This window comes from Bradyrhizobium sp. UFLA05-89 (genome assembly GCF_059803475.1).
The window spans coordinates 1-19,925 of the sequence record NZ_JBANBA010000019.1 but is presented as its reverse complement, the minus strand read 5'-3'; the positions used below and the strand labels follow the sequence as shown (position 1 = coordinate 19,925).

General features: G+C 61.7%; 16 protein-coding genes and 1 pseudogene. 12 read left to right on the top strand and 5 right to left on the bottom strand.

Features of this window, described 5'->3' with window-relative positions; all coding sequences use genetic code 11:
* Positions 1-13: 13 nt before the first annotated feature.
* Both SO139_RS12770 and SO139_RS12765 read left to right on the top strand, forming a co-directional pair.
* Positions 14-1,243 (top strand): ROK family transcriptional regulator, encoded by a 1,230-nt coding sequence (locus tag SO139_RS12770; RefSeq protein WP_449382773.1) that lies wholly within the window; start codon positions 14-16, stop codon positions 1,241-1,243.
* A gap of 52 nt (positions 1,244-1,295) precedes the next feature.
* Positions 1,296-2,246, top strand: coding sequence for a carbohydrate kinase family protein (locus SO139_RS12765; protein ID WP_449382772.1), 951 nt, complete (start codon positions 1,296-1,298; stop codon positions 2,244-2,246).
* Positions 2,247-2,324: 78 nt separating this feature from the next.
* Here SO139_RS12765 and SO139_RS12760 read toward each other — a convergent pair whose 3' ends face one another.
* From SO139_RS12760 to SO139_RS12750, 3 genes are all read right to left on the bottom strand, one after another.
* A complete protein-coding gene (locus tag SO139_RS12760) occupies positions 2,325-3,143 on the bottom strand; it encodes an ATP-binding cassette domain-containing protein (protein WP_449382771.1) in 819 nt (272 codons plus the stop codon).
* On the bottom strand, positions 3,119-4,201 hold the full coding sequence (locus tag SO139_RS12755) for an ABC transporter permease (RefSeq protein WP_449382770.1): 1,083 nt from the start codon (positions 4,199-4,201) through the stop codon (positions 3,119-3,121). Before SO139_RS12755 ends, SO139_RS12760 begins: the two co-directional genes overlap by 25 nt.
* 124 nt (positions 4,202-4,325) lie before the next feature.
* Positions 4,326-5,345, bottom strand: coding sequence for a sugar ABC transporter substrate-binding protein (locus SO139_RS12750; RefSeq protein ID WP_449382769.1), 1,020 nt, complete (start codon positions 5,343-5,345; stop codon positions 4,326-4,328).
* A gap of 192 nt (positions 5,346-5,537) precedes the next feature.
* Here SO139_RS12750 and SO139_RS12745 point away from each other — a divergent pair, with 192 nt between their 5' ends.
* The 4 genes from SO139_RS12745 (at position 5,538) to SO139_RS12730 (ending at position 11,018) form a co-directional block, all read left to right on the top strand.
* Positions 5,538-6,779 (top strand): ROK family transcriptional regulator, encoded by a 1,242-nt coding sequence (locus SO139_RS12745; protein WP_449382768.1) that lies wholly within the window; start codon positions 5,538-5,540, stop codon positions 6,777-6,779.
* 519 nt (positions 6,780-7,298) lie between these two features.
* The gene (locus tag SO139_RS12740) at positions 7,299-7,790 is read left to right on the top strand and encodes a (2Fe-2S)-binding protein (protein ID WP_449382767.1); all 492 of its coding nucleotides are present in this window, start codon (positions 7,299-7,301) and stop codon (positions 7,788-7,790) included.
* Positions 7,787-8,803, top strand: a complete 1,017-nt coding sequence (locus tag SO139_RS12735; protein WP_449382766.1) for an FAD binding domain-containing protein — start codon at positions 7,787-7,789, stop codon at positions 8,801-8,803. The genes SO139_RS12740 and SO139_RS12735 overlap by 4 nt, the downstream gene beginning before the upstream one ends.
* Positions 8,804-8,810: 7 nt before the next feature.
* Positions 8,811-11,018, top strand: coding sequence for a xanthine dehydrogenase family protein molybdopterin-binding subunit (locus SO139_RS12730; RefSeq protein ID WP_498540150.1), 2,208 nt, complete (start codon positions 8,811-8,813; stop codon positions 11,016-11,018).
* A 281-nt stretch (positions 11,019-11,299) separates the two neighbouring features.
* On the opposite strand, the gene solA is transcribed toward SO139_RS12730, so the two are convergent.
* Both solA and SO139_RS12720 read right to left on the bottom strand, forming a co-directional pair.
* The gene (solA, locus tag SO139_RS12725; protein WP_449382764.1) at positions 11,300-12,466 is read right to left on the bottom strand and encodes an N-methyl-L-tryptophan oxidase; all 1,167 of its coding nucleotides are present in this window, start codon (positions 12,464-12,466) and stop codon (positions 11,300-11,302) included.
* Positions 12,467-12,508: 42 nt separating this feature from the next.
* Positions 12,509-13,070 (bottom strand): annotated as a pseudogene (locus SO139_RS12720) (amino acid ABC transporter ATP-binding protein); the annotation flags it as partial.
* A 492-nt stretch (positions 13,071-13,562) separates the two neighbouring features.
* On the opposite strand from SO139_RS12720, the gene SO139_RS12715 reads away from it, so the two are divergent.
* The 6 genes from SO139_RS12715 to istA form a co-directional block, all read left to right on the top strand.
* The gene (locus tag SO139_RS12715) at positions 13,563-13,916 is read left to right on the top strand and encodes a hypothetical protein (RefSeq protein WP_449382763.1); all 354 of its coding nucleotides are present in this window, start codon (positions 13,563-13,565) and stop codon (positions 13,914-13,916) included.
* A gap of 284 nt (positions 13,917-14,200) precedes the next feature.
* Positions 14,201-14,569 (top strand): phospholipid-binding protein, encoded by a 369-nt coding sequence (locus SO139_RS12710; RefSeq protein WP_449382762.1) that lies wholly within the window; start codon positions 14,201-14,203, stop codon positions 14,567-14,569.
* Between the two features lie 46 nt (positions 14,570-14,615).
* Positions 14,616-14,924: a hypothetical protein gene (locus SO139_RS12705; RefSeq protein WP_449382761.1), complete on the top strand. Its 309-nt coding sequence runs from the start codon at positions 14,616-14,618 to the stop codon at positions 14,922-14,924.
* Positions 14,925-15,115: 191 nt separating this feature from the next.
* Complete coding sequence (locus SO139_RS12700; protein WP_449382760.1) at positions 15,116-16,783, top strand: adenylate/guanylate cyclase domain-containing protein; 1,668 nt, start codon at positions 15,116-15,118, stop codon at positions 16,781-16,783.
* Positions 16,784-18,583: 1,800 nt separating this feature from the next.
* Positions 18,584-18,835: an ATP-dependent DNA ligase gene (locus tag SO139_RS12695; protein WP_498540149.1), complete on the top strand. Its 252-nt coding sequence runs from the start codon at positions 18,584-18,586 to the stop codon at positions 18,833-18,835.
* Between the two features lie 16 nt (positions 18,836-18,851).
* Positions 18,852-19,925: IS21 family transposase (gene istA / locus SO139_RS12690; protein WP_498540148.1), on the top strand; the 1,074-nt coding region annotated here is incomplete at its 3' end.

Sequence of the window (19,925 nt, the reverse complement as noted above, 5' to 3'; positions counted from 1 at the left end):
TTCGACAGCCCCGATGACACCTGAGGGAGCCGTGACGCCTCTGGCTGGGGAGCGATCTCGCGGCACCAATCTGATTGGCGTTCGCGCCTATAACGAGCGGCTTGTTCTCTCCCTCGTCCGCCGGTTTTCCAGTTTACCCAAGGCCGAGATCGCGAGGTTGACCGGCCTTTCGGCCCAGACCGCCTCCGTCATCGTCAAGGCGCTGGAATCGGACGGATTGCTCCTTCGGATGGAGCCCAATCGCGGTCGCGTCGGGCAACCCTCGGTGCCCTTGAAACTGAACCCCGACGGCGCGTACGCGCTCGGCCTCCACATCGGCCGTCGCACCGCGAGTCTCATGCTGATGGACTTCGTTGGATCGGTGCGCGATCAGATCCATTGTTCCTTCGCCTACCCGGACGTCGGCGATCTCCTGAGATTCACTGCCGACAGCCTTGCGGAGCTCACGGGAAAGTTGGGCAGCGCACAGAATCAACGGATCGTTGGTCTTGGCGTTGCGGTTCCTTTCGAACTGTGGAATTGGCGCAGCGAGGTCGGGGCACCTCATGCTTCGCTCGAAGCCTGGCGCAACTGCAATCTGCAAGCCGAACTCGAATCTCTCAGCGGTCTGCCCGTTTCGATTTCCAATGACGCAACAGCCGCCTGCGGCGCAGAGCTGACTTTCGGCAGCGGCCGCGAATATGAAGACTTCCTCTATGTCTTCGTCGGCTATTTTGCCGGCGGCGGCGTCGTTCTCAACGGTGAGCTTTATTCCGGGCGTCAGGGAAACGCCGGCGCGCTGGGCTCCATGCCAGTGCTCGTCAAGAACGGAAGCACGGGAATTGCGGAAAGGCGGCAACTGATTCATTCGGCATCACTGCACAGCCTGGAAAAGCGTCTCATCGGCGCCAATCTTGACCCCGCCGCCTTCTTCAGATCGCAGGACTGGGAGAGTCTCGGCCCGATTCTCGATGACTGGCTTGAAGAAGCATCGGATAGCCTCGCGCAAGCGATTGTCGCATCGGCATCGGTGCTCGACTTCGGCCAGGCCGTCATCGACGGTGGCTTTCCAGCCCACATCCGGCAGCGGCTTGTCAGCCTTGTGCGCGAGAAAAAAAGCGCCTCCGATCTGCAAGGGCTTTCACCCTTCGAGATTGGCGAAGGGTCGATTGGAGCCAACGCCCGCACGATGGGCGCCGCGAGTCTTCCCTTCTTCGCCCGTTTTCTTCTCGACCAGAATGTACTCTTCAAAGGGGAGACCTAGTGCCGAGAAGATCAGATTCCTTGCTTAGGTGCGCCCGTGAGAAGATCGCCCCATGATCCTTGTATGCGGTGAAGCCCTGGCGGATTTGTTCGTCGATGAGCGGCCGGATTCTGGACTGACTGCGCGAGTCACGTTGGGCGGCTCCCCGCTGAATGTGGCCATTGGCCTCGCGCGGCTGGAGGAGACAGCGGCATTTTGCGGCGGGATTTCCTTCGACCGTTTTGGCGTGGCCCTGCGACGAAAGCTCGAATCGGAGCGAGTCGCTCTTGACTACGTCGTCAACTCGGATCGACTGACGACGATTTCCATCGTTACGACCGACTCCTCGGGGCAGCCGAGCTATTCGTTCCACGGCGAAGGCAAGGCAGACCGGGAAATCGGCATCGACGCGCTGCCAGGTTCATTGCCGGCCGAGGTTTGCGCGCTCACATTTGGATCCTATACTCTGGCCGTGGCCCCCGTTGCGGATGCCTATCTCGCGCTCGCCAGGCGCGAAGCTGGCCGTCGTGTGATTTCCGTCGACCCCAATTTGCGCCCGACCGTGACACCCAACCTCGAGGATTGGAAAAGGCGCTTCGGCGCCTTCCTGTCGATCGCAGACATTGTCAAAGCAAGCGAGGAAGATATCGCCGTGGCTTACGGCGAGGACGCTGACATCGATGAGGTCGTCGCCGGCTGGCTCGCGTCGGGTCCTTCGATCGTTCTCGTCACGCACGGCGGCAATGGCGCGACCAGCTATCTGAAAAGTGGCGGAAAAATCTCAGTGCCGGGAAAGCCGGTCAATGTCATCGATACCGTCGGCGCCGGTGACACGTTCCACGCCGCGATTTTGAGCTCTCTCAATAGCTCAGGCAAACTGAGCAAAGAACGCGTCGCGGACCTGACCGCGCCGGAGTTGGCTCGGGCAATCGATTTCGCCGTGACAGCGGCCGCTATCACTTGCTCCCGACAAGGCGCGGACTTGCCGAGAAAAGCGGAAGTCGAAGCATGGATCCGTGGATAAGTGCGGCCATGACCATCCGACAAGCCGGATCGCACCCCCATTGCAAAAAGGGCTGCGATAGATCTTGCCTTGAATCCCTTAGGCCGCAATCTCGGCAGGTACGCGCGCGCCGGTCATGAACGCCACCGCATCCGACATCGTATAGGACTTGGGATCTATCACCGTCAGTCGCCGGCCAAGCCGATGGATATGGATGCGATCGGCGATCTCGAACACGTGCGGCATGTTGTGGCTGATCAGGACCACGGAAACGCCCCGCCGCCGCACGTCGAGGATCAACTCCAGCACACGACGCGATTCCTTGACGCCAAGAGCCGCAGTCGGTTCGTCCATGATCACCACGCGCGAGCCGAAAGCGGCGGCTCTTGCGACCGCCACGCCCTGGCGTTGACCGCCCGACAAAGTCTCGACACGCTGGTTAATGCTCTGCACGGTCATGAGACCAAGCTCGGTGAGCTTCTGGCGAGCGATGCGCTGCATGGCCTTGCGGTCGAGCATGCGGCAGATTGAACCGAGCGGGCCCGGCCGGCGCAATTCACGGCCGAGAAACATGTTGTCGGCGATCGAAAGGCTCGGCGACAGCGCAAGCGTTTGGTAAACCGTCTCAATGCCGGCGGCCTGCGCATCGAGCGGCGAGCGGAATGCGACCGGCCTGCCATCGAGCCTGATCTCGCCGGCATCAGGAACGAGCGCGCCCGAAAGCGCGCGGATGAGCGAGGATTTTCCCGCGCCGTTGTCTCCGATCACGGCAAGGATTTCACCCGGATAGAGATCGAAGTCGGCGTGATCGAGCGCCGTCACGCGGCCATAGCGCTTGACGAGGCCGCGCGCCTGCACGAGCGGCTCGGAGTTCTGAACGTTCGCAGCTATGCTCATGCCGACACCTTGCGAATCCATTGATCAAGCGCCACGGCGATGATGATCAACCAGCCGACGGCGAATTCCTGCCACAGCACGTCCACATCGGACAACGCGAGGCCGTTTCGGAACACGCCGACGATCAGGGCGCCGATCAGCGTGCCGATGATCGATCCGCGTCCACCGAACAGGCTGGCGCCGCCGACCACCACTGCCGTGATGCTGTCGAGATTGGCCGTCTGGCCGGCCTGCGGGCTGATCGAACCGATGCGCCCGATCAGAGCCCAAGCGCCGAGCGAGCAAATCATGCCGGCAATCACATAGACGGAGAACAGGATGCGGTCGGTCCTGATGCCGGCCAGGCGTGCCGCATCGGGGTCATCGCCAACTGCATAAAGATGGCGGCCGAAGGCCGTGCGATTGAGCACGAACCAGATCAAGGCGATGAGCCCCAGCATGAAGAAGGAACCATAGGTAAAGCGGGCCCCCAGGACGTCCACCGGTTTACCGAGCGCCTGTAGCAGCGGAGCGACTTTCGCCACTTCCTGCGAACGGATGGTTTCCGAGGCGGAGTACCAGAGATTGAGGGCGAAAAAGATCGACCAGGTCCCGAGCGTCACAATGAAGGGCGGCAGCTTCACGCGCGTGACAAGCGTGCCGTTGAGAGCCCCGCAGCCTGCGCCAACGGCGATGCCGATCACAAGCGCCAGTGGAGCGGCAAGTCCCATCGTGACTGCAAGCTTGCCCATGATCACGGAGCACAGCACCATGATGGCCCCAACCGACAGATCGATGCCGGCAGTGATCACGATCAATGTCTGGGCCGCGCCAATGACGCCGATGATGGTGACCTGCTGGATGATCAGCGACAGATTGAACATCGATAGAAAGCGCGGGCCGACGATGAGCCCGAACGCCGCAACGCCGAGCAACAGCACGATCGCCGGCACCGCCGTCGGATTGGCATGCAGAAAGTGCTGAAGTTTCTGCAACGGCGATCTTGCACGCACCTCGAATTCAGCCACACGAGAGTCGCTCTTGTCGACCAGAAGCTCGAAGGCCTGGGCAGCGGGTCGGCTGTTGCCGATATCGGTCATGGCCGTTTTCCTCGTTGCATGCGTAAGACGCGCCCATAGCGCTCAGGGCGAAAGTCTCCGCTGTTATCCGGCGCCCAGATGCCGGGCACCTCTCCTTGCCAGAGGTAAAAAGTCAGCGACGCGATCAGCCCCAGCACTTCTTCAAGGCGGCGGCGCTGTCGATCGACGGCAGGTCCGCTGCCGGCTTGTCGGTGACGAGCTCGACGCCAGTATTGAAGAAGTCGAGTCCGGGCGAAGCTTTGGGCTTTCCGCCATCTGAGGCGAAGGCCTTGACCGCCTCGACGCCTTTCGCCGCCATCAGCAGCGGAAACTGCATCGACGTGGCACCGATCACGCCATCCTTCACGTTGCGCACGCCGGGGCAACCACCGTCGACCGAAACGATCAGCACGTCCTTGTCGCGGCCGACGGACCGCAAGGCCTCGTAGGCGCCAGCCGCGGCCGGCTCGTTGATGGTGTAGACAAGCGAGATGCCGGGATCTTTTTGCAGCAGGTTTTCCATCGCCTTGCGACCGCCTTCCTCGCTGCCGAGCGTCACATCGTGACCGACGATGCGCGCATCCTTCTCGTCGCCGATCTTGGCGGGATTGCCGAGATCGATGCCAAAGCCTTTCAGGAAACCCTGGTCTCGGGCAACGTCGACCGAGATCTGGTTCACGTTGAGGTCCAGAAGTGCGATCTTCGCAGATGCCGCCTTGGCGCCGAGCGTCTTCGCGGCCCACTGCCCGATCAACTGACCAGCCAGGAAATTGTCGGTGGCAAAGGTTGCATCTGCCGCATTCGGCGGATCGAGCGGGGTATCGAGGGCTATGACCAGAATGCCGGCCGCGCGCGCCTTCTCCACGGCCGGCACGATGGCGCGAGAGTCGTTCGGCGTGATCAGGATGCCTTTGGCACCGGCGGCGATCAGGTTCTCGATGGCTGCCACCTGGCTCTCATTGTCGCCATCGACCTTGCCGGCGAAGGAGCGCAGTTCGACGTCATTGGCCTTGGCCGCTTCGTCTGCACCGGCCTTCATCTTCACGAAGAACGGATTGGTGTTGGTCTTGGTGATGAGCCCGACGATCGGCTTGTCGGCGGCGGAAGCGCCGGTTGTGCACGAAGCAAGCACGAGTGCGGTGAATAGCCCGATTGACTGACGCATTGATCCCCTCCCGTGGGACGTTTGTTTGGTAAGCGGTTCGATCCGCGTATTTGGCGATCCTAAGGGCATAGAAACCTCCGAGTCAATAAATAAATCATTCCGATTTATTAATTGACGCTTGGCTTCTCTCCGTTCATTGTGACCGCTAGGCTGCTGCGAAAGCGAGACAGCTCAAGGGTTTGGGAGCCGAGGATGGATGATGCAGCCCCAGGCGCCGGGGCCAACGCGCCGGTAACGTTGCCGGGTGGAAGCCGCGGCACCACCCAGACAGGGGTGAGACTTTACAACGAGCGCCTGATCCTCTCCCTGATCCGGCGCCATAGCAGCCTCGCGAAGGTCGAAATCGCGCGCCTGACCGGCCTGTCGACCCAGACCACGACGGTCATCATCAACCGGCTGGAAGCCGACGGACTGCTGCGCGCCGGCGAGCCGCAGCGAGGGCGTATCGGCCAGCCGTCTGTCCCCTACTCGCTCAATCCAGACGGTGCTTTCGGGCTCGGCCTGATGATCGGCAGGCGCAGTTCCGATCTGGTGTTGATGGACTTCGTCGCCGGCATCCGCGCCAGGCGCCGCATGATCTACGCCTTCCCCTCGCCTGAGGACATCATGGCTTTTGCGGAACGCGAGATGCCTAATCTTCTCGCCGCACTTCCGGAGAATCTGCAAGGCAGGATCAGCGGCATCGGCGTCGCAATGCCCTTTGAACTGTGGAATTGGGAGGCGGATCTGCAAACGCCACCCGGTGCACTCGGCAAGTGGCGCGACTTCAACGTTGCCATCGAATTCTCGCGCCGCTTTGGCGCATGGCCGATCCGCGTCCACAACGACGCGACGTCGGCATGTGCGGCCGAACTCACCTTCGGTGCGGGAGCAGCCTACCGCGACTTCGCTTATTTCTATGTCGGAACATTCGTCGGCGGCGGCATCGTTCTGAACGGCAGTCTGTTTCCGGGTCGTAGCGGCAACGCCGGAGCGTTCGGCTCGTTGCCGATCATGCGACGGGAAGAGAGCGGCGAGACCACACTTCAACAGTTGATCCGCACCGCCTCCATCTATCGACTCGAGCGTCGGCTCATCGCCGCCGGTCGACGCGGCACTGACATCTGGCTCTCACCTGACGATTGGTCGAGCTTTGAGGAGCCACTCGAGGCCTGGATTGCCGAAGCCGCCGAAGCCCTGGCGCAGGCGATCGCCGCATTGCTGGCGGTTATCGACTTTGAAGCCATCGTCATCGACGGTGCCTTTCCGGCTGACGTGAGGCGCCGTCTTGTCGAGAGAACCAACTCGCAATGGGCACACATGGACCGGCAAGGACTCACAGACGCCGTGGTGGTGGAAGGCTCGGTCGGTCGCGATGCGCGTGCAATCGGCGGCGCCGCTCTGCCACTGCTGGCGACTTTTGCGCGCGACCATGACGTTCTGTTCAAGGAATGAAATGTGATCCTAACCAACAAGGCTGCAACTCGCGCGTTTGCAGAAGGCTCGAATACGCCGAGGCCAGTGACCGATACCCGCCCACGCCACCAGATGAGCGCCGTCATGGTTGACGGTCCGGCCGGGAACGATCCTGCGCCGCATCGCAGCCTCGATCGCGCACGTTCTATTTCTAATTTCTGCGTGAGAACGACGAAACATCTTCGTCGAGCCGCCGTCCGCAGCTCTGCTTCGAACAATGGACCGTGATTGCCTTGGTTCCTGATGGAAGGATTCGTCCATCGCGCCGGACTTGGCTTGGGTCAGTTGCTGCTCCACACGACAAGACGCGACCCGCGAGGTCGTCAACTGGGCGACACCACGTATCGGAGAGCTGACGGTTTCCTCGCCGCAGAGGAAATCACTGCGTGGAACCAAGAGATTGGCTGACCGTTGGGCGCTAATGGCCAGCAGAAACTGACGCGCGCTCGCGCCAACAGACTTGACTTCTCAGCTCGGCCTCCACCGCAGGAAAAAGACATGGCCGATGCCGCAAATCAAATTGCCGACCGCATCCCAACCAACCTCATCGTCAATGGCGTCAGGCACACGCTGGACCTCGTTCCCTGGACCACGCTGCTGGACGCATTGCGTGACCATCTTGGGCTGACCGGCACCAAAAAAGGCTGCGATCATGGTCAATGCGGCGCCTGCACGGTGCTGGTCGATGGCCGACGGGTCAATTCGTGTCTTACACTGGCCGTCATGAAGGATGGGGCGGAGATCACGACAGTCGAAGGTCTTGCCAGGGATGGCGCGCTGCATCCTCTGCAACAGGCGTTCGTCGATCACGACGCATTCCAGTGCGGATATTGCACCCCAGGACAGATTTGTTCAGCCGTCGGCCTCCTGTCCGAAGGACGTGCCAGGGATTCTGACGAGATTCGGGAACTGATGAGCGGGAATCTCTGTCGCTGCGGCGCCTATCCGAACATCGTCGCCGCCATCCAACAGGCAATGGGCCGGCCATGATCAATTTCCAGTATTCCCGCGCCGACGACGTCGCTGACGCGATCCTCCTGCTCACCGCCCATCCCGGCGCCAAGCTCATCGCAGGTGGCACCAATCTGATCGACCTGATGAAGGAAAATGTCGAAGAGCCCTCCCGGCTGATCGACATTTCCCGTCTGCCGCTCCGCAAGATCGAGGAGACGGCCGACGGAGGACTGCGCATCGGTGCCTTGGTGTCGAACTCGGATCTTGCCTACCATCCACTGATCGAGCAGCGCTATCCGCTGGTCGCCAGCGCCATCCTCGCCGGTGCTTCGGCGCAATTGCGCAACATGGCCTCAGTCGGCGGCAATCTGCTGCAACGAACGCGTTGCGCCTACTTCTATGATACGGCAACGCCCTGCAACAAGCGAACGCCGGGCGGCGGCTGCTCGGCGATCGACGGCCTCAACCGCAACCATGCCATCCTCGGCATGAGCGCCTCCTGCATCGCGACCAATCCGTCCGACATGAGCGTGGCGCTCGCTGCGCTCGGCGCCCTCGTCCACATCGCCGGTCCGTCCGGCGAGCGCACGATGGCGCTAACCGATTTCCATCGGCTTCCCGGCGACACGCCTCACATCGACACCAATCTTGATACCGGCGAGATCATCACGGCAATCGAACTGCCGCCACGCGGCTTTGCCGGTCATTACAGCTATCTGAAAATCCGCGACCGACTGTCATATGCCTTCGCCCTGGTCTCGGTCGCTGCTGCGCTCGAACTCGAGGGCAACGCCATCGGCGAGGCGCGCATGGCGCTCGGCGGCGTGGCGCACAAGCCCTGGCGCAGCCCTGAAGCGGAAGCGGCGTTGCGCGGCCAGGCCGCGACGGCAGATCATTTCTCGCGCGCTGCGGATCTCCTGCTGCAGGGGGCAAAAGCCCATTCGCATAACGGCTTCAAAATCGAGCTCGCGCGCCGCGCCATTGTCCGGACGCTGATGCAGGCCGCAAACGCCACGCCGCAATCCCAGGCTCACAAGAAGATCGCGTGAGGGACCGATGAACGCCTATGTCGGAACACCAACGTCCCGCGTCGACGGCCGGGCCAAGGTCACAGGGGCAGCCAAATACGCCGGCGAATTCGCCGCCGACGGGCTCGTCCATGGCTTCGTCGTCGAGGCCACCATTGCACGGGGCCGCATCACCCGCCTCGACACCAGCGAGGCGCTGAACGTGAAGGGCGTGCTCGACGTGCTCACCCATACGCATCGCCCGCCGCTCGCCAACAAGGACGAGGCCTGGATGGATGAGGTGGCGCCGGACGACGGATCGCCATTCCGTCCGCTCTATGACGACACCATCAAGTTCAACGGCCAGCCAATCGCGCTCGTCATGGCGGAGGACTGGGAAACCGCGAAATTCGCCGCGACGCTGGTGCAAGTCGAATATGAGGAGGAGCGGACATTTGCGACCGACCTCGAAGCCGAGTGCAATAAGGCGGTCAAGGTGAAGGAGCCGCACAAGCCGCGCGGCGACGCCGCAGGCGCCCTTGCCGAAGCGGCCGTGCGGCACGAGGCGGATTACTTCATTCCGACCGAGCATCACAACCCGATGGAGCTCTTTGCGACCACGGCCGTCTGGGACGGCAACGGCAGGCTCACGGTTTACGACAAGACGCAAGGCGTCCAGAACGTCCAAAAGTTTCTCTGCAGCGTGTTCGGCAAAAAGCCCGATACCATCCGCGTGCTCTCGCCCTATGTCGGCGGCGCCTTCGGCTCCGGCTTGCGGCCGCAATATCAAGTTGTGCTGGCAACGCTCGGCGCACTCGCGCTGAAGCGCTCCGTTCGAGTCGTGCTGACGCGGCGACAAATGTACGGGCTCGGCCACCGGCCGGCGACGATTGAGCGCGTCGCGCTCGGCGCCAGGCCCGACGGCATGCTCGAGGCGGTTACGCACGAGGCCACGGCCATCACCTCACGCTACGAAGATTTCTCGCGCAACGACAGCGGCTGGGCGGAACAACTCTACAAGAGCCCGAACAGTCGCTATTCTCACAAGCTCGTCCATCTCGACGTCTCCACTCCTTGCGACATGCGCGCGCCCGGAGCCGCCTCCGGCGTCTGCGCGCTCGAATGCGCCATGGACGAGTTGGCGGTCGCGCTCAAGCTCGATCCGCTCGAACTGCGTCTGAAGTGCTACTCGGATCGCGACCAGAGCGAAGACCTCCCCTACACCAGCAAGCAGCTGCGCGAATGCTACGCCCGCGGCGCGGAGGCCTTCGGCTGGGGCAAGCGCAATCCTGCCCCTCGCTCGATGTGTGATGGTAAGGAACTGGTCGGCTGGGGCATGTCAACAGGCGTGTGGGAGGCGCTGCAGATGCCGGTCGCGGTACGCATCGTGCTGACCGCCAATGGCCATGCCGAGGTATCCTGCGCGGCGTCCGACATCGGCACCGGCACCTACACCATCGTGGCGCAGGTAGCAGCCGATACACTTGGGCTGCCGATCGAGAACATCAGCGTCAAGCTCGCGGACTCGACGCTGCCGCAAGCGCCCGTCGAGGGCGGTTCCTGGATGGCTGCATCCAGCGCGCATGCGGTTCTCGGAGCAGCCGAGGACATTCGCCAGGAGCTCGCGCATCTTGCCGGCGCGATGCCCGGCTCGCCGCTCGCTGATATCGATGCAGCCGACGTCATCCTCGTCGACGGCACGATCGCCAGCAACGGCGAAAAACGCCGTGCGGTCTCGATCGCGGATGCGATGCGATACGGGAAGCTCGAGCGGATCGAGAAGCAGAAGCTCAATCACTTCGCGGAGGACAAGTCGCACGCCCGCAACACGCATTCGGCCGTATTCGCCGAGGTGAAAGTCGACGAGCAACTCGGCGTCATCCGCGTCACGCGAGTTGTGAGCGCGGTCGCGGCCGGACGGATCCTTAACACCAAGACCGGCCGCAGCCAGATCATGGGCGGCGTGGTCTGGGGGATCGGGATGGCCCTGCACGAGGAGACTTTGATGGATCACCGCTACGGCCGGATCATGAACGCGAATATCGCCGAGTACCACATCCCCGTGAATGCCGACGTTCACGACATCGATGTCATTTTCGTCGAGGAGCGCGACGACCGCATCAATAGGCTTGGCGTCAAGGGCCTCGGCGAAATAGGCATCGTCGGCGTCCCCGCAGCAATTGCGAACGCCGTCTATCACGCGACCGGAAAGCGCATCCGCCGCTTCCCGATCACGCTGGACAAGCTCCTCGCCTGATGCGCCAGATCAGTGTTTCGGCAGCGAGGCTTATCGCGTATCCATGCGCGTACGACCTGCGCGCTTTCGCCTGGTGGAGACGCATCGGCGCCACAACGCGTCAGCGGGCCGATCTGCTCGGCAATGATCCACGCCATGGACGAACACCGCGCCCGCATTCACTGGTCGCAGCGCCCACATGCGTCTCTGACAGCACCCCTGGCGCGAGACTCCGTCGCCTCAAAATGGCCGCTTGAGAAATGAGACGCTCAAGCATTGGATCTTCGCTTCCTCGCCTGGAACTACTCAAAGCGAGCGATCGAAAACGAAGTCAAATCGACCCGATTACGCCCGCCGGTCAATTGTTCGGCAACGACATCGCCGATTCCGGCCGAGTGCTTGAAACCGTGGCCGGAACATGCCGAGACCACGAAAACTCGATCGTGACGCGGGTGCCGGTCGATGATGAAACCTCGATCGGGAGTGACGGTATAGAGACAGGCGGCTGCCTGGGCAACGCAGGGCGTCGCACCTGCCAACCGCCCCTTTACATGCGTTCGATACATCTCGGCCGACTCCGCCGGACAGACGTCGCGGTCGATAGTGTTCGCGGTGGTCAGCGTCTCGTACTGCTCGGTGGCAACCTTGATGCGGCGATCGCCCGGCAGTGGAGGAAAGCCGTAGAGATAGTCGACGTCGGTCGCGCCATGCATCCAGATGAAAGCCGGCGCGTCGGGCCCGTAAGCTGCGAGATCATCGAGCTCGTACCAGTGAAGCACCTGACGATTGACCGTCAGAAGACGGTCGAATGGCGCGCCCAACAAGGGCGCCGTCCAGCTACCGGCCGCGACCACCGCCTGCTGTGCCTGGATCGTCCCGCTCGAGGTCTCGATGCGGACCTTGCCGTGCTGGTCGACCGAAAGAACCTCGACGCCGGTGCGGATTTGCGCGCCGAGCCGCATGGCTTGGTTCAGTTGCGCCGCGATGCAGCGCTCGGGAAAAACATAACCGCCGCCCGGCTCAAAGTAAGCCTTCTCGTTTCCGGCGAGGCCCAGGAATTGAGGGAAACGACGGGCGACTTCCGCACCGTCGAGAATCTCGTGCTTGATGCCGAAATCCCGCGCCACCTCGATCGAGCGCGCGACAAAGTCCGGTTTGCCATGGTGCGAGGTAGGTCCCGTGCCCGGCGCCATGACCAGAACTCCGCAATCATTCAGCAGCTTCTCTCCGGTATCCGCTTCGAGCTCGCGCCAGATCCGGTGGGAGTTGAGGACGAGTGGAGCGTAGTCGCTGCCCTCACCGACCGCCTGCCGCGTTATACGGGTTTCCCCGTGGCTCGACCCCATACGGTGCGGGGGCGCGAAACGGTCAACTCCGATCGCATGCGCGCCGCGCTTGGCCAACTGATAGAGGATGGCGCTGCCCATGGCGCCAAGACCTATGACGACGAAATCTGCTTGCTCGGTCATGGAACTGTGGCCGTGTTGAAGTCCGACGGAAGCTGTGGGTGCCTACAAGACTTTGGAGAGGAATTCTTTCGTGCGCGGATCGCTCGCGCGCGTGAAGAACTCTGCTGGCGGTGCATGCTCAACGATACACCCTTGTCGGTGAAATAAATATGGTCGGCGGCCTCACGAGAGAAGCCCATTTCATGGGTTACGAGAATGCAGGTCGTCCCGTCCTCGGCAACCTTCCGGACGGCGGCAAGGACTTCCTTGACCATCTCCGAATCGAGCGTCGCCGTGACCTCGTCGAACAGGATGACCTCGGGCTCCATGCGATTGCGACGCGCTGCTGTTGGCCGCCCGACAGTTCTCCGGGATAGGAGTTAGCCTTGCCTGGCAGACGCATCTCGCCAAGCAGCTTGCGGGCACGTTCCTCGACGAGCGGCCGAGCCTCCTTCAACACCTGAATGGGCGCCATCGCCACGTTCTCGAGCACTGTCTTGTGCGGAAATAAATTGTACTGCTGGAAGACCATGCCGACGCGGTGGCGAAGCTTGATCTTGTCCACCTTCGGATCGTTGACTTTGATCTCACCAACCGTAATGACGCCGTCGCTAATGGGCGTCAGGCCGTATGGTTAGCGCATCAGGAACGACCACGATGACCGAGACCGTCAGCAATGATCGCCCGCCCGTCGATCAAGCGGCAAGATGGCGGCTTTCCGCTCGACCATAGCCGCGTTGCCTACCTGCGGCGACGTGAGCATCGGCGATCGCCGCGCATGGAGTAGAAGCGCACCTTGTTACGGCGCGACGCGGCCGAGGAACGGATCGACCGGATCGTAGACACGTCCTTACGCATCTGTCCGGCATGACGGCGCGCTGCACGCGCGATCTGGCGTCAGGCCCAACATCGACGCGGTCGTCGTGGATCAGCTCCGGCGCGAGGGCGGCGGCGTGCCTCGCCAAGGCCGACGAGTTGAACGAGCCGCCGCTCGGTTGCGCAGGATTGACGCTCCCTCCAGCAACCCGCCTTCGACTGTGGTCGGGAGAGCGGTAGGCCCCGCGGAACTATCGGACGTGCAACTCATTGAGCGGTTATTCATGTAGAGGACCACTCTATGAACCACATCGCCATAATCTTGATCTTACTTGTTGGCGGCTCTTCGCTCGTCTTGGCCCAGAGTGCGGGTGGATCGAGCAGTGGCAGCTCAGCGGCAAGTGGAACTGCGGCCACCGGGTCCACAGGTTATGCGGGCGGCACCCTATCGACCGGGCATACCATAAGCGGCACTGCGGGCTTCTCCGGTCCCAACACGGGCAACGCGCTTAGCCACTCAACAACCGGCGGCGACGTGGATGCTTCCTCGATTACTCAGGCTCCAACCTCGCACGACAACGCGGTGGATACGCCCGCCGCCAATCGGGCAATGAAAAACTTGGGCAACACCGATATTGGCATTCTCAAGAAGTAAACACATGCTGAGAGCCGGCCTCGGTGTTGGCGTTTGCCCATTCTCGGTAATCTCCGCGCGTAGTGTGCAATCTCTACGCAACCTCGCGCTGATGCCCGGCGTATTCCCCGATTATTCTGCGCCCGTCCTACGCAACACCGACGCCGGAAGTAAGATGGTGTTGATGCGCTGGGCCATGCCGCCCCCTCCGGGCTGGGGGCGCGCATTTGCAGAGGCAACCATAACTCGGTTTTAACGATCGACCGCTAGTGCAAATCTGTCGGAGTATTCAAATCGAGGAAGACATGCATTTTCGCTTAGCGGCTTTTGCAACTGCGTTTTTTGCACTCAGTACAGCGGATGCATCTGCTTTTTCGATGAGCTTCCGCTGGTGTGGCGCCGGCCCCTCACCTGTCATCGCGCTTTCTGGCGTGCCAAAGGGAACGACGTCGCTTCAATTCCACATGGATGATCTCGATTACTCGGCTGGAAATCATGGTGGAGGCGTTGTGGCCTACACCGGCCAAAACAGCGTGCCCTGCGGAGCGCTGCAAACGTACAACCCACCGGCGCCGCCAAAAGGCAGCCACCGCTACCAGATGAGCGTTACGGCCCTCGGCTCTGGGAATGCAAATCTCGGAACCGCTACGTTCACTCGAAAATTTCCCGAGTAGTTCGAGCGTCAGCCCATGTCCGAAGTGCCCACTGCCTGATCGCCGCATGAAGCTAACCACCGAACGCCCTTTCGCCAACCCAGAAGCTGCAGCGCGCAAGCTGGTCGAGATCGCCATTGGCATCGAGCCAGTACAGGACGGCCGCACCCACATCGAGAAGATAAACGCGCCGTTCCTCTACACATTGAAGGTCAGTGGTGAGGAGTTCGGCGCCGGCATCAAGATGGCGGTCGAGCGCGGCTGGCTCGAGCTGCACAAGAGCGGGACCTACGTGCGGCTCCTACAACTAATGCGTCCTATCGAAGGTAGCCCGCCATTCGCGGCGGGCTCCAGGCTAAGGGAGAACGCGCCGTGAAGGACGCGGCAAAAGCCTACGACGAGTCGCGCCAATGCGGTGTGTCGCGATCGACACTGTGGACAACAAAGCACTGCTGTCATCTACCGACATAGGGTCGGATCGTCTTTCGCTACCTTCTGACGGGGCGGGCCTTGGCAATTCGGCTGTTTGAAATATGCTGAGCTCCGGCCGTTCTGAGGGAGCGCAGAATGGAACGTCGCGTCACCGCAATCCTTGCCGCCGACGTAGTCGGATACAGCCGTTTGATGGAGTCGGACGAACTCAGGACGTTCGGAAGGCTCAAGGAACTGCGCACACAGTTGGTCGATCCAGCCGTTGCAAGCCACGGCGGACGCGTGGTCAAGCTGACCGGCGACGGGTTTCTGGCCGAATTCGCAAGTGCAGCAAAGGCAACTCAATTTGCCATCGATCTGCAAAAGGCGATCGCCAGGCGAGAAGGCGCGACTTCCGAGAAAGACCGTATCGTACTGCGCATCGGGATCAACCTGGACGATGTCATTCGCGACGACGGCGATATCTATGGTGACGGGGTCAATGTCGCGGCGCGGCTGGAAGGCATGGCCGAGCCGGGCGGAGTGCTGATCTCGCAATCGGTCCAGGAAAATGCTGCGCTGTCTGTCCAGGCAACCTTCTTCGACAATGGCGAGCGGAAGTTCAAGAACATCGCGCGTCCTATACGGGTCTGGTCGTGGCCGAAGCGACTGACAAGCTTGCGTGCGGAGGGGAAGCCGCGGTTGTTCCTTTGCAAGTTTGAAGCTTCCGGTGAAGCCGAACAACGGTTTGCGAACGATCTCTGTCACGAACTCAACTCTTGTCTCTCACGCCTGACCGGGCTTGAACTTACAGCCAATCGCGCCAAGGCACACTACGTGCTGGAAGGCGCGGTGCACATCGGCGAAAGCCGGCACCGGATTTTTGCGCGGCTGCTGTCGGCTGAGGAAGAGAAGCAGATCTGGTCGGAACGATACGATGAGCACTGCGATAGCCTGTTCGATGTTCTAGACCGTTGCGCGCCAAGAGTGGCCATGAGCGTGCGGCGCCGGGTGGCAGCGGATGATGCCGACAGACTCGCCAATCGTCCCCTGGACGAACTCTCGGTCGAAGAGCTCTTGGCGCTGGCGGGCGTGAGCTTTTTTACGCCGACGAAGGAGGGCTGGCGCGGCGGCGGGGTAATCTCGGAGCAAATTCTGGAGCTCCAGCCGAAAAACTTCATGGCGCTGATGATGGCCGGCTCGGGACTTGGAACTGCAGAATTCCTTTACGGTTTCAGCAGGCCGGACGACGCTGTCCTTAACCTTGCTGTTCGCCGGGTCGAGGAATCGGTGCGGGTGAACAACAAGAGCGACGTAAACCACACTGCGCATTCCCTGCTGCTGCTGTTCGGACGGCACCGGCACCGCGATGCGATAGCCGCGGCGCGGCGCTCGCTTGAACTTAATCCGGACTTCAACATGGCCATGTGGGCGCTGGGTGCCGCCCAGGTGTTTTCGGGCGATCCCGATGCGGGAGCCAAGAGCGCGATGCGGGCTGTCGGCATCGAAACTCGAGATCCTTATGTGCACCTTTACAGTCGGTTCGCAGGCTATGGCCACCTCGACGCAGGTCGCCTTGATGAAGCGAGAGCCTGGTTCGAACGGGCTAACCAGTTGGCTCCTGGCGTGGGCCCCAACCTGGCTGCCCTAGCAGTCACCTGCTGGCGCGCGGGCGATCACCAATGCGCGCAGAGTACAGTCGAGGCCCTTCTGGAGCACGAACCGGACTTCTCGGTCAGCGGCTGTTGTCCGCTTCCTTATCGTGGTGCAGCGCCATGGCTGACTTTTGCCGAAACATTACGCGCGGCCGGCGCCCCCGCTTGAAGTCGTCATTCATCCCCACAATAATGGGCGCGCTGCCGACGCTCGACGCTCATATCCACACCGCACACGGTCAGACCGCCGCATAAAACTCACCGTCGAATGCCCCTTCGCCAGCCCCGAAAGTCGCCGCGCGAAAAATCGTCGAGATCGCGGCTAGGAGTTCGGTTGCTGGGGGCACTACGAAAAGAGACACCCGCCCGAAGGCGGGTAGCGCAAGGTTACAGGGGCTGCCAATATCACTCAGTGGCACAGCTCTCTGCCGTGCTCTTTGAGCTAGGCCGCGTCCGGCCCACGGTGAGTTGGCTGAGATCCGCCGAAGCCTCAACTATCCGTGGTTTTGGGCGCGGTGTCAGAACCGCGATCTGATGGGGAGAAGCGGGCATATCCGCCGATACCAGCGTTGGCGTAGGCGAACTCTCTTCAACCCGGGCTCCTCCCAGCACTGCCACTTGCAGCCGCGAGATCGGGAAGCCCGTCACTTCAAAAGTTGGAAAGCGCAAAGTGCACGCGCGAGCTTGATGGGTCGTCGCACCTGCCACGGAGGCGATGGCGGTTGCGATTAAGAACAGATTTCTCATGATGATACCCCTCTTGGATTAGAGATATTTCCACCACGAATTCCGTAATCACTTTAGTTCTGAGCCAGTCGCGCAATATGTGAACTCGTTCACTGGCGACACCAATTCTGTTTGCAATTACTGCTTGTTTGGGAGTGTCAGTGGCTCCGGGATGCCTACTCACAGCGCCCAGTCCTAAGCCTGTCGCCGGGTGATATGTTAGAGTCGCTAGTTGGTGCGGTCTGTCCGATAACTAACGTTCGCGCAGAGAATTTCAGCGCAATGCCCCCGACATAACTTTGCGAGACTCGGTAGCGGCCGGACCAACGTTAAACTAGAGAAGGATGTCCCGCGAAACATAGGCGTGCATCTGGCACATGTGACCAAACGGAATGCCAGACCGGCCCGGCGACCGGAGTTCTGCGAAGGCACCAAGACGGCAGTCGAGCGCGGCTGGTTGGAGCTGCACGAGAGCTAACGGGACCTACCCGTTAGAAATTAGGAGGGCGACACACGCAATCAACGTTGCCGTACTGAGCGTGACTACGACAAGGGCTCGTTCGCTTTGGGTTTGAAGTTCTCTGTCATCCATCATGCCCAACGCAAAGTTGCGCATTTAAGTTTCATTTCGCGCGAGGAACTCGCAACAGCTTATTCTGGTGGGCGCAGTCCCGAAGAACGCAACCACCCATCGATCCGGGCGGCGACGTCAGCGTCATGGGCCTTCTTCAAAAGGTCCTCACGCTCCCTACCAGGTGGTAGTTGTTTTGCCTTTTCTCTTGCTAGCCGGGCTTCCTTGATCAGTCGTTCTCCGAGCGCTTTGTCTGGTTTGAACCGCAGGCGTTTCACGATGTCCTCCTGTCATGAAAATCGCTCCACTCAAAAACGCTCTGGAGATGCAGACGTTCGGGCGGGAACATTCTAGGCGTTCGCTCCACCTTTGGACCGCTACAGCTCCACGGCGAAACCGGAATTGGGGCAGTACTGTTAACGGTAATCACCCGGAGTCCACTTGGCATTTAGATACCGATAGTTTGGTTGCCGCCGGGGCTGGCATTTCATCCCGAACAAGATTGCAACCGGCAAAAGGGGTCGCTGAAAAGCGGCCCCTTTCGAGTCGAAGATCTGCCGTCGATACCTATCGGCCCATGCGTATGGCGTACGAGCCCTGTCTCGCGGCCGCGGGCAAGCAGGTCCCGTCTGGACCGGAGTGGTTTCACGAAGTCAAGCACATGGCTACCGGATGCTCGTGATCCGGGAGAACGAGCGCGTGCGCCTGCTGTCTCGCAACGGGAGCGACTGGACGAAGCGGTATCCGTGGATCGCCGAGGCTGCTCTGGAGAACCGGCAGAAGCACTTCGTCATCGATGGCGAGGCTGTCGCGCGCCATGGAAAACTGCCCCCTCGGCGTCACGAGGAATTGCCCCCTCCTTGGATAGCCGAGGAGAGAGCGAATGAACGAGGAACGAATCACGGAAGGCTCGTCGTGGAGTGATCCACGGGGGCAGGTGATGAAGACGCCGGATGACGTGGCGGAGATGTTGCGCCTGAGGGCGTGCGGGTGGGGTCTGAAGCGGATCGCGCGGCAGCTGGGCTGCAGCCATCACACGGTGAAGGACTACGTGGCGGCGGGCGGGGTGAAGCCGTTCAAGTCGCCTGAGCGTCCGAAGCGGCTCGATGGCCTTGAAGGTTGGCTGCGCGAGAGGTTCATTCGGCACCGCGGCAATGCGGATGTGGTGCGCCAGGACCTTTTGGCCGAGGAAGGCGTGGCAGTCAGCCGGCGAACGCTGCAACGGGCCGTGCAGCCCTATCGCCAGGCGCTGAAGGCCGAAGCGCTGGCGACGACGCGGTTCGAGACGCCCCCGGGGCGACAGCTGCAGATTGACTTCGGCGAGCGCCTGGTCGAGATCGGCAGCACGAAGATCAAGGCATTCGTGTTCGTGGCGACGCTCGGGTATTCGCGACGGCTGCATGTGCGTGCGTTCCGGGCCGAGAAGCAGGAGCACTGGTTTGCCGGGCTCGAGAGCGCGTTCACGACCTTCGGCGGCGTGCCGGAGGAAGTGCTGATGGACAATCCACGCGCGCTCGTGGTGCGCCACGACGCGGTGAGCCGGTCGGTTCAGTTTAACGACAAGCTCGTCGCGTTCGCGAAGCATTGGGGCCTCCGTCCTCGCGCCTGCGCGCCGTATCGGGCGCGCACGAAGGGCAAGACGGAGAATGGCGTCGGCTACGTGAAGAAGAACGCGATCGCGGGGCATTCCTTCGCGAGCTGGGAGGCATTCGAGGCGCATCTCGCCGAGTGGGAGCGTGAGGTGGCGAACGTGCGTATCCACGGCACGACCGGCGAGGCGCCGATCGTCCGCTTTGCGCGTGACGAGGCACACCGGTTGAAGCCGCTCGGCGGGCAGCCGTCGTTTGGATCGTTGCGCGAACTGGCCCGCGTCGTCGGCAACGATTGTGCCGTCGAGGTCGACACGAACAGCTACTCGGTGCCGTGGCGGCTGATCGGCGAGCGGGTGGCGGTGACGGTTGCGGCCGGCGAGGTGCGCATCCGCCATGGCATGCGCGAGGTTGCGGTCCACAAG

Excerpts from the sequence above, each read along its gene's own strand:
- SO139_RS12745 (WP_449382768.1), top strand. The coding sequence starts at position 5,538 with ATGGATGATGCAGCCCCAGGCGCCGGGGCCAACGCGCCGGTAACGTTG.
- SO139_RS12695 (WP_498540149.1), top strand. The coding sequence starts at position 18,584 with ATGCTCGTGATCCGGGAGAACGAGCGCGTGCGCCTGCTGTCTCGCAAC.
- SO139_RS12715 (WP_449382763.1), top strand. The coding sequence starts at position 13,563 with ATGAACCACATCGCCATAATCTTGATCTTACTTGTTGGCGGCTCTTCG.
- SO139_RS12765 (WP_449382772.1), top strand. The coding sequence starts at position 1,296 with ATGATCCTTGTATGCGGTGAAGCCCTGGCGGATTTGTTCGTCGATGAG.
- SO139_RS12730 (WP_498540150.1), top strand. The coding sequence starts at position 8,811 with ATGAACGCCTATGTCGGAACACCAACGTCCCGCGTCGACGGCCGGGCC.
- SO139_RS12770 (WP_449382773.1), top strand. The coding sequence starts at position 14 with ATGACACCTGAGGGAGCCGTGACGCCTCTGGCTGGGGAGCGATCTCGC.
- SO139_RS12750 (WP_449382769.1), bottom strand. The coding sequence starts at position 5,345 with ATGCGTCAGTCAATCGGGCTATTCACCGCACTCGTGCTTGCTTCGTGC.
- solA (WP_449382764.1), bottom strand. The coding sequence starts at position 12,466 with ATGACCGAGCAAGCAGATTTCGTCGTCATAGGTCTTGGCGCCATGGGC.
- SO139_RS12705 (WP_449382761.1), top strand. The coding sequence starts at position 14,616 with ATGAAGCTAACCACCGAACGCCCTTTCGCCAACCCAGAAGCTGCAGCG.
- SO139_RS12700 (WP_449382760.1), top strand. The coding sequence starts at position 15,116 with ATGGAACGTCGCGTCACCGCAATCCTTGCCGCCGACGTAGTCGGATAC.
- SO139_RS12710 (WP_449382762.1), top strand. The coding sequence starts at position 14,201 with ATGCATTTTCGCTTAGCGGCTTTTGCAACTGCGTTTTTTGCACTCAGT.
- SO139_RS12760 (WP_449382771.1), bottom strand. The coding sequence starts at position 3,143 with ATGGATTCGCAAGGTGTCGGCATGAGCATAGCTGCGAACGTTCAGAAC.
- SO139_RS12755 (WP_449382770.1), bottom strand. The coding sequence starts at position 4,201 with ATGACCGATATCGGCAACAGCCGACCCGCTGCCCAGGCCTTCGAGCTT.
- SO139_RS12740 (WP_449382767.1), top strand. The coding sequence starts at position 7,299 with ATGGCCGATGCCGCAAATCAAATTGCCGACCGCATCCCAACCAACCTC.
- SO139_RS12735 (WP_449382766.1), top strand. The coding sequence starts at position 7,787 with ATGATCAATTTCCAGTATTCCCGCGCCGACGACGTCGCTGACGCGATC.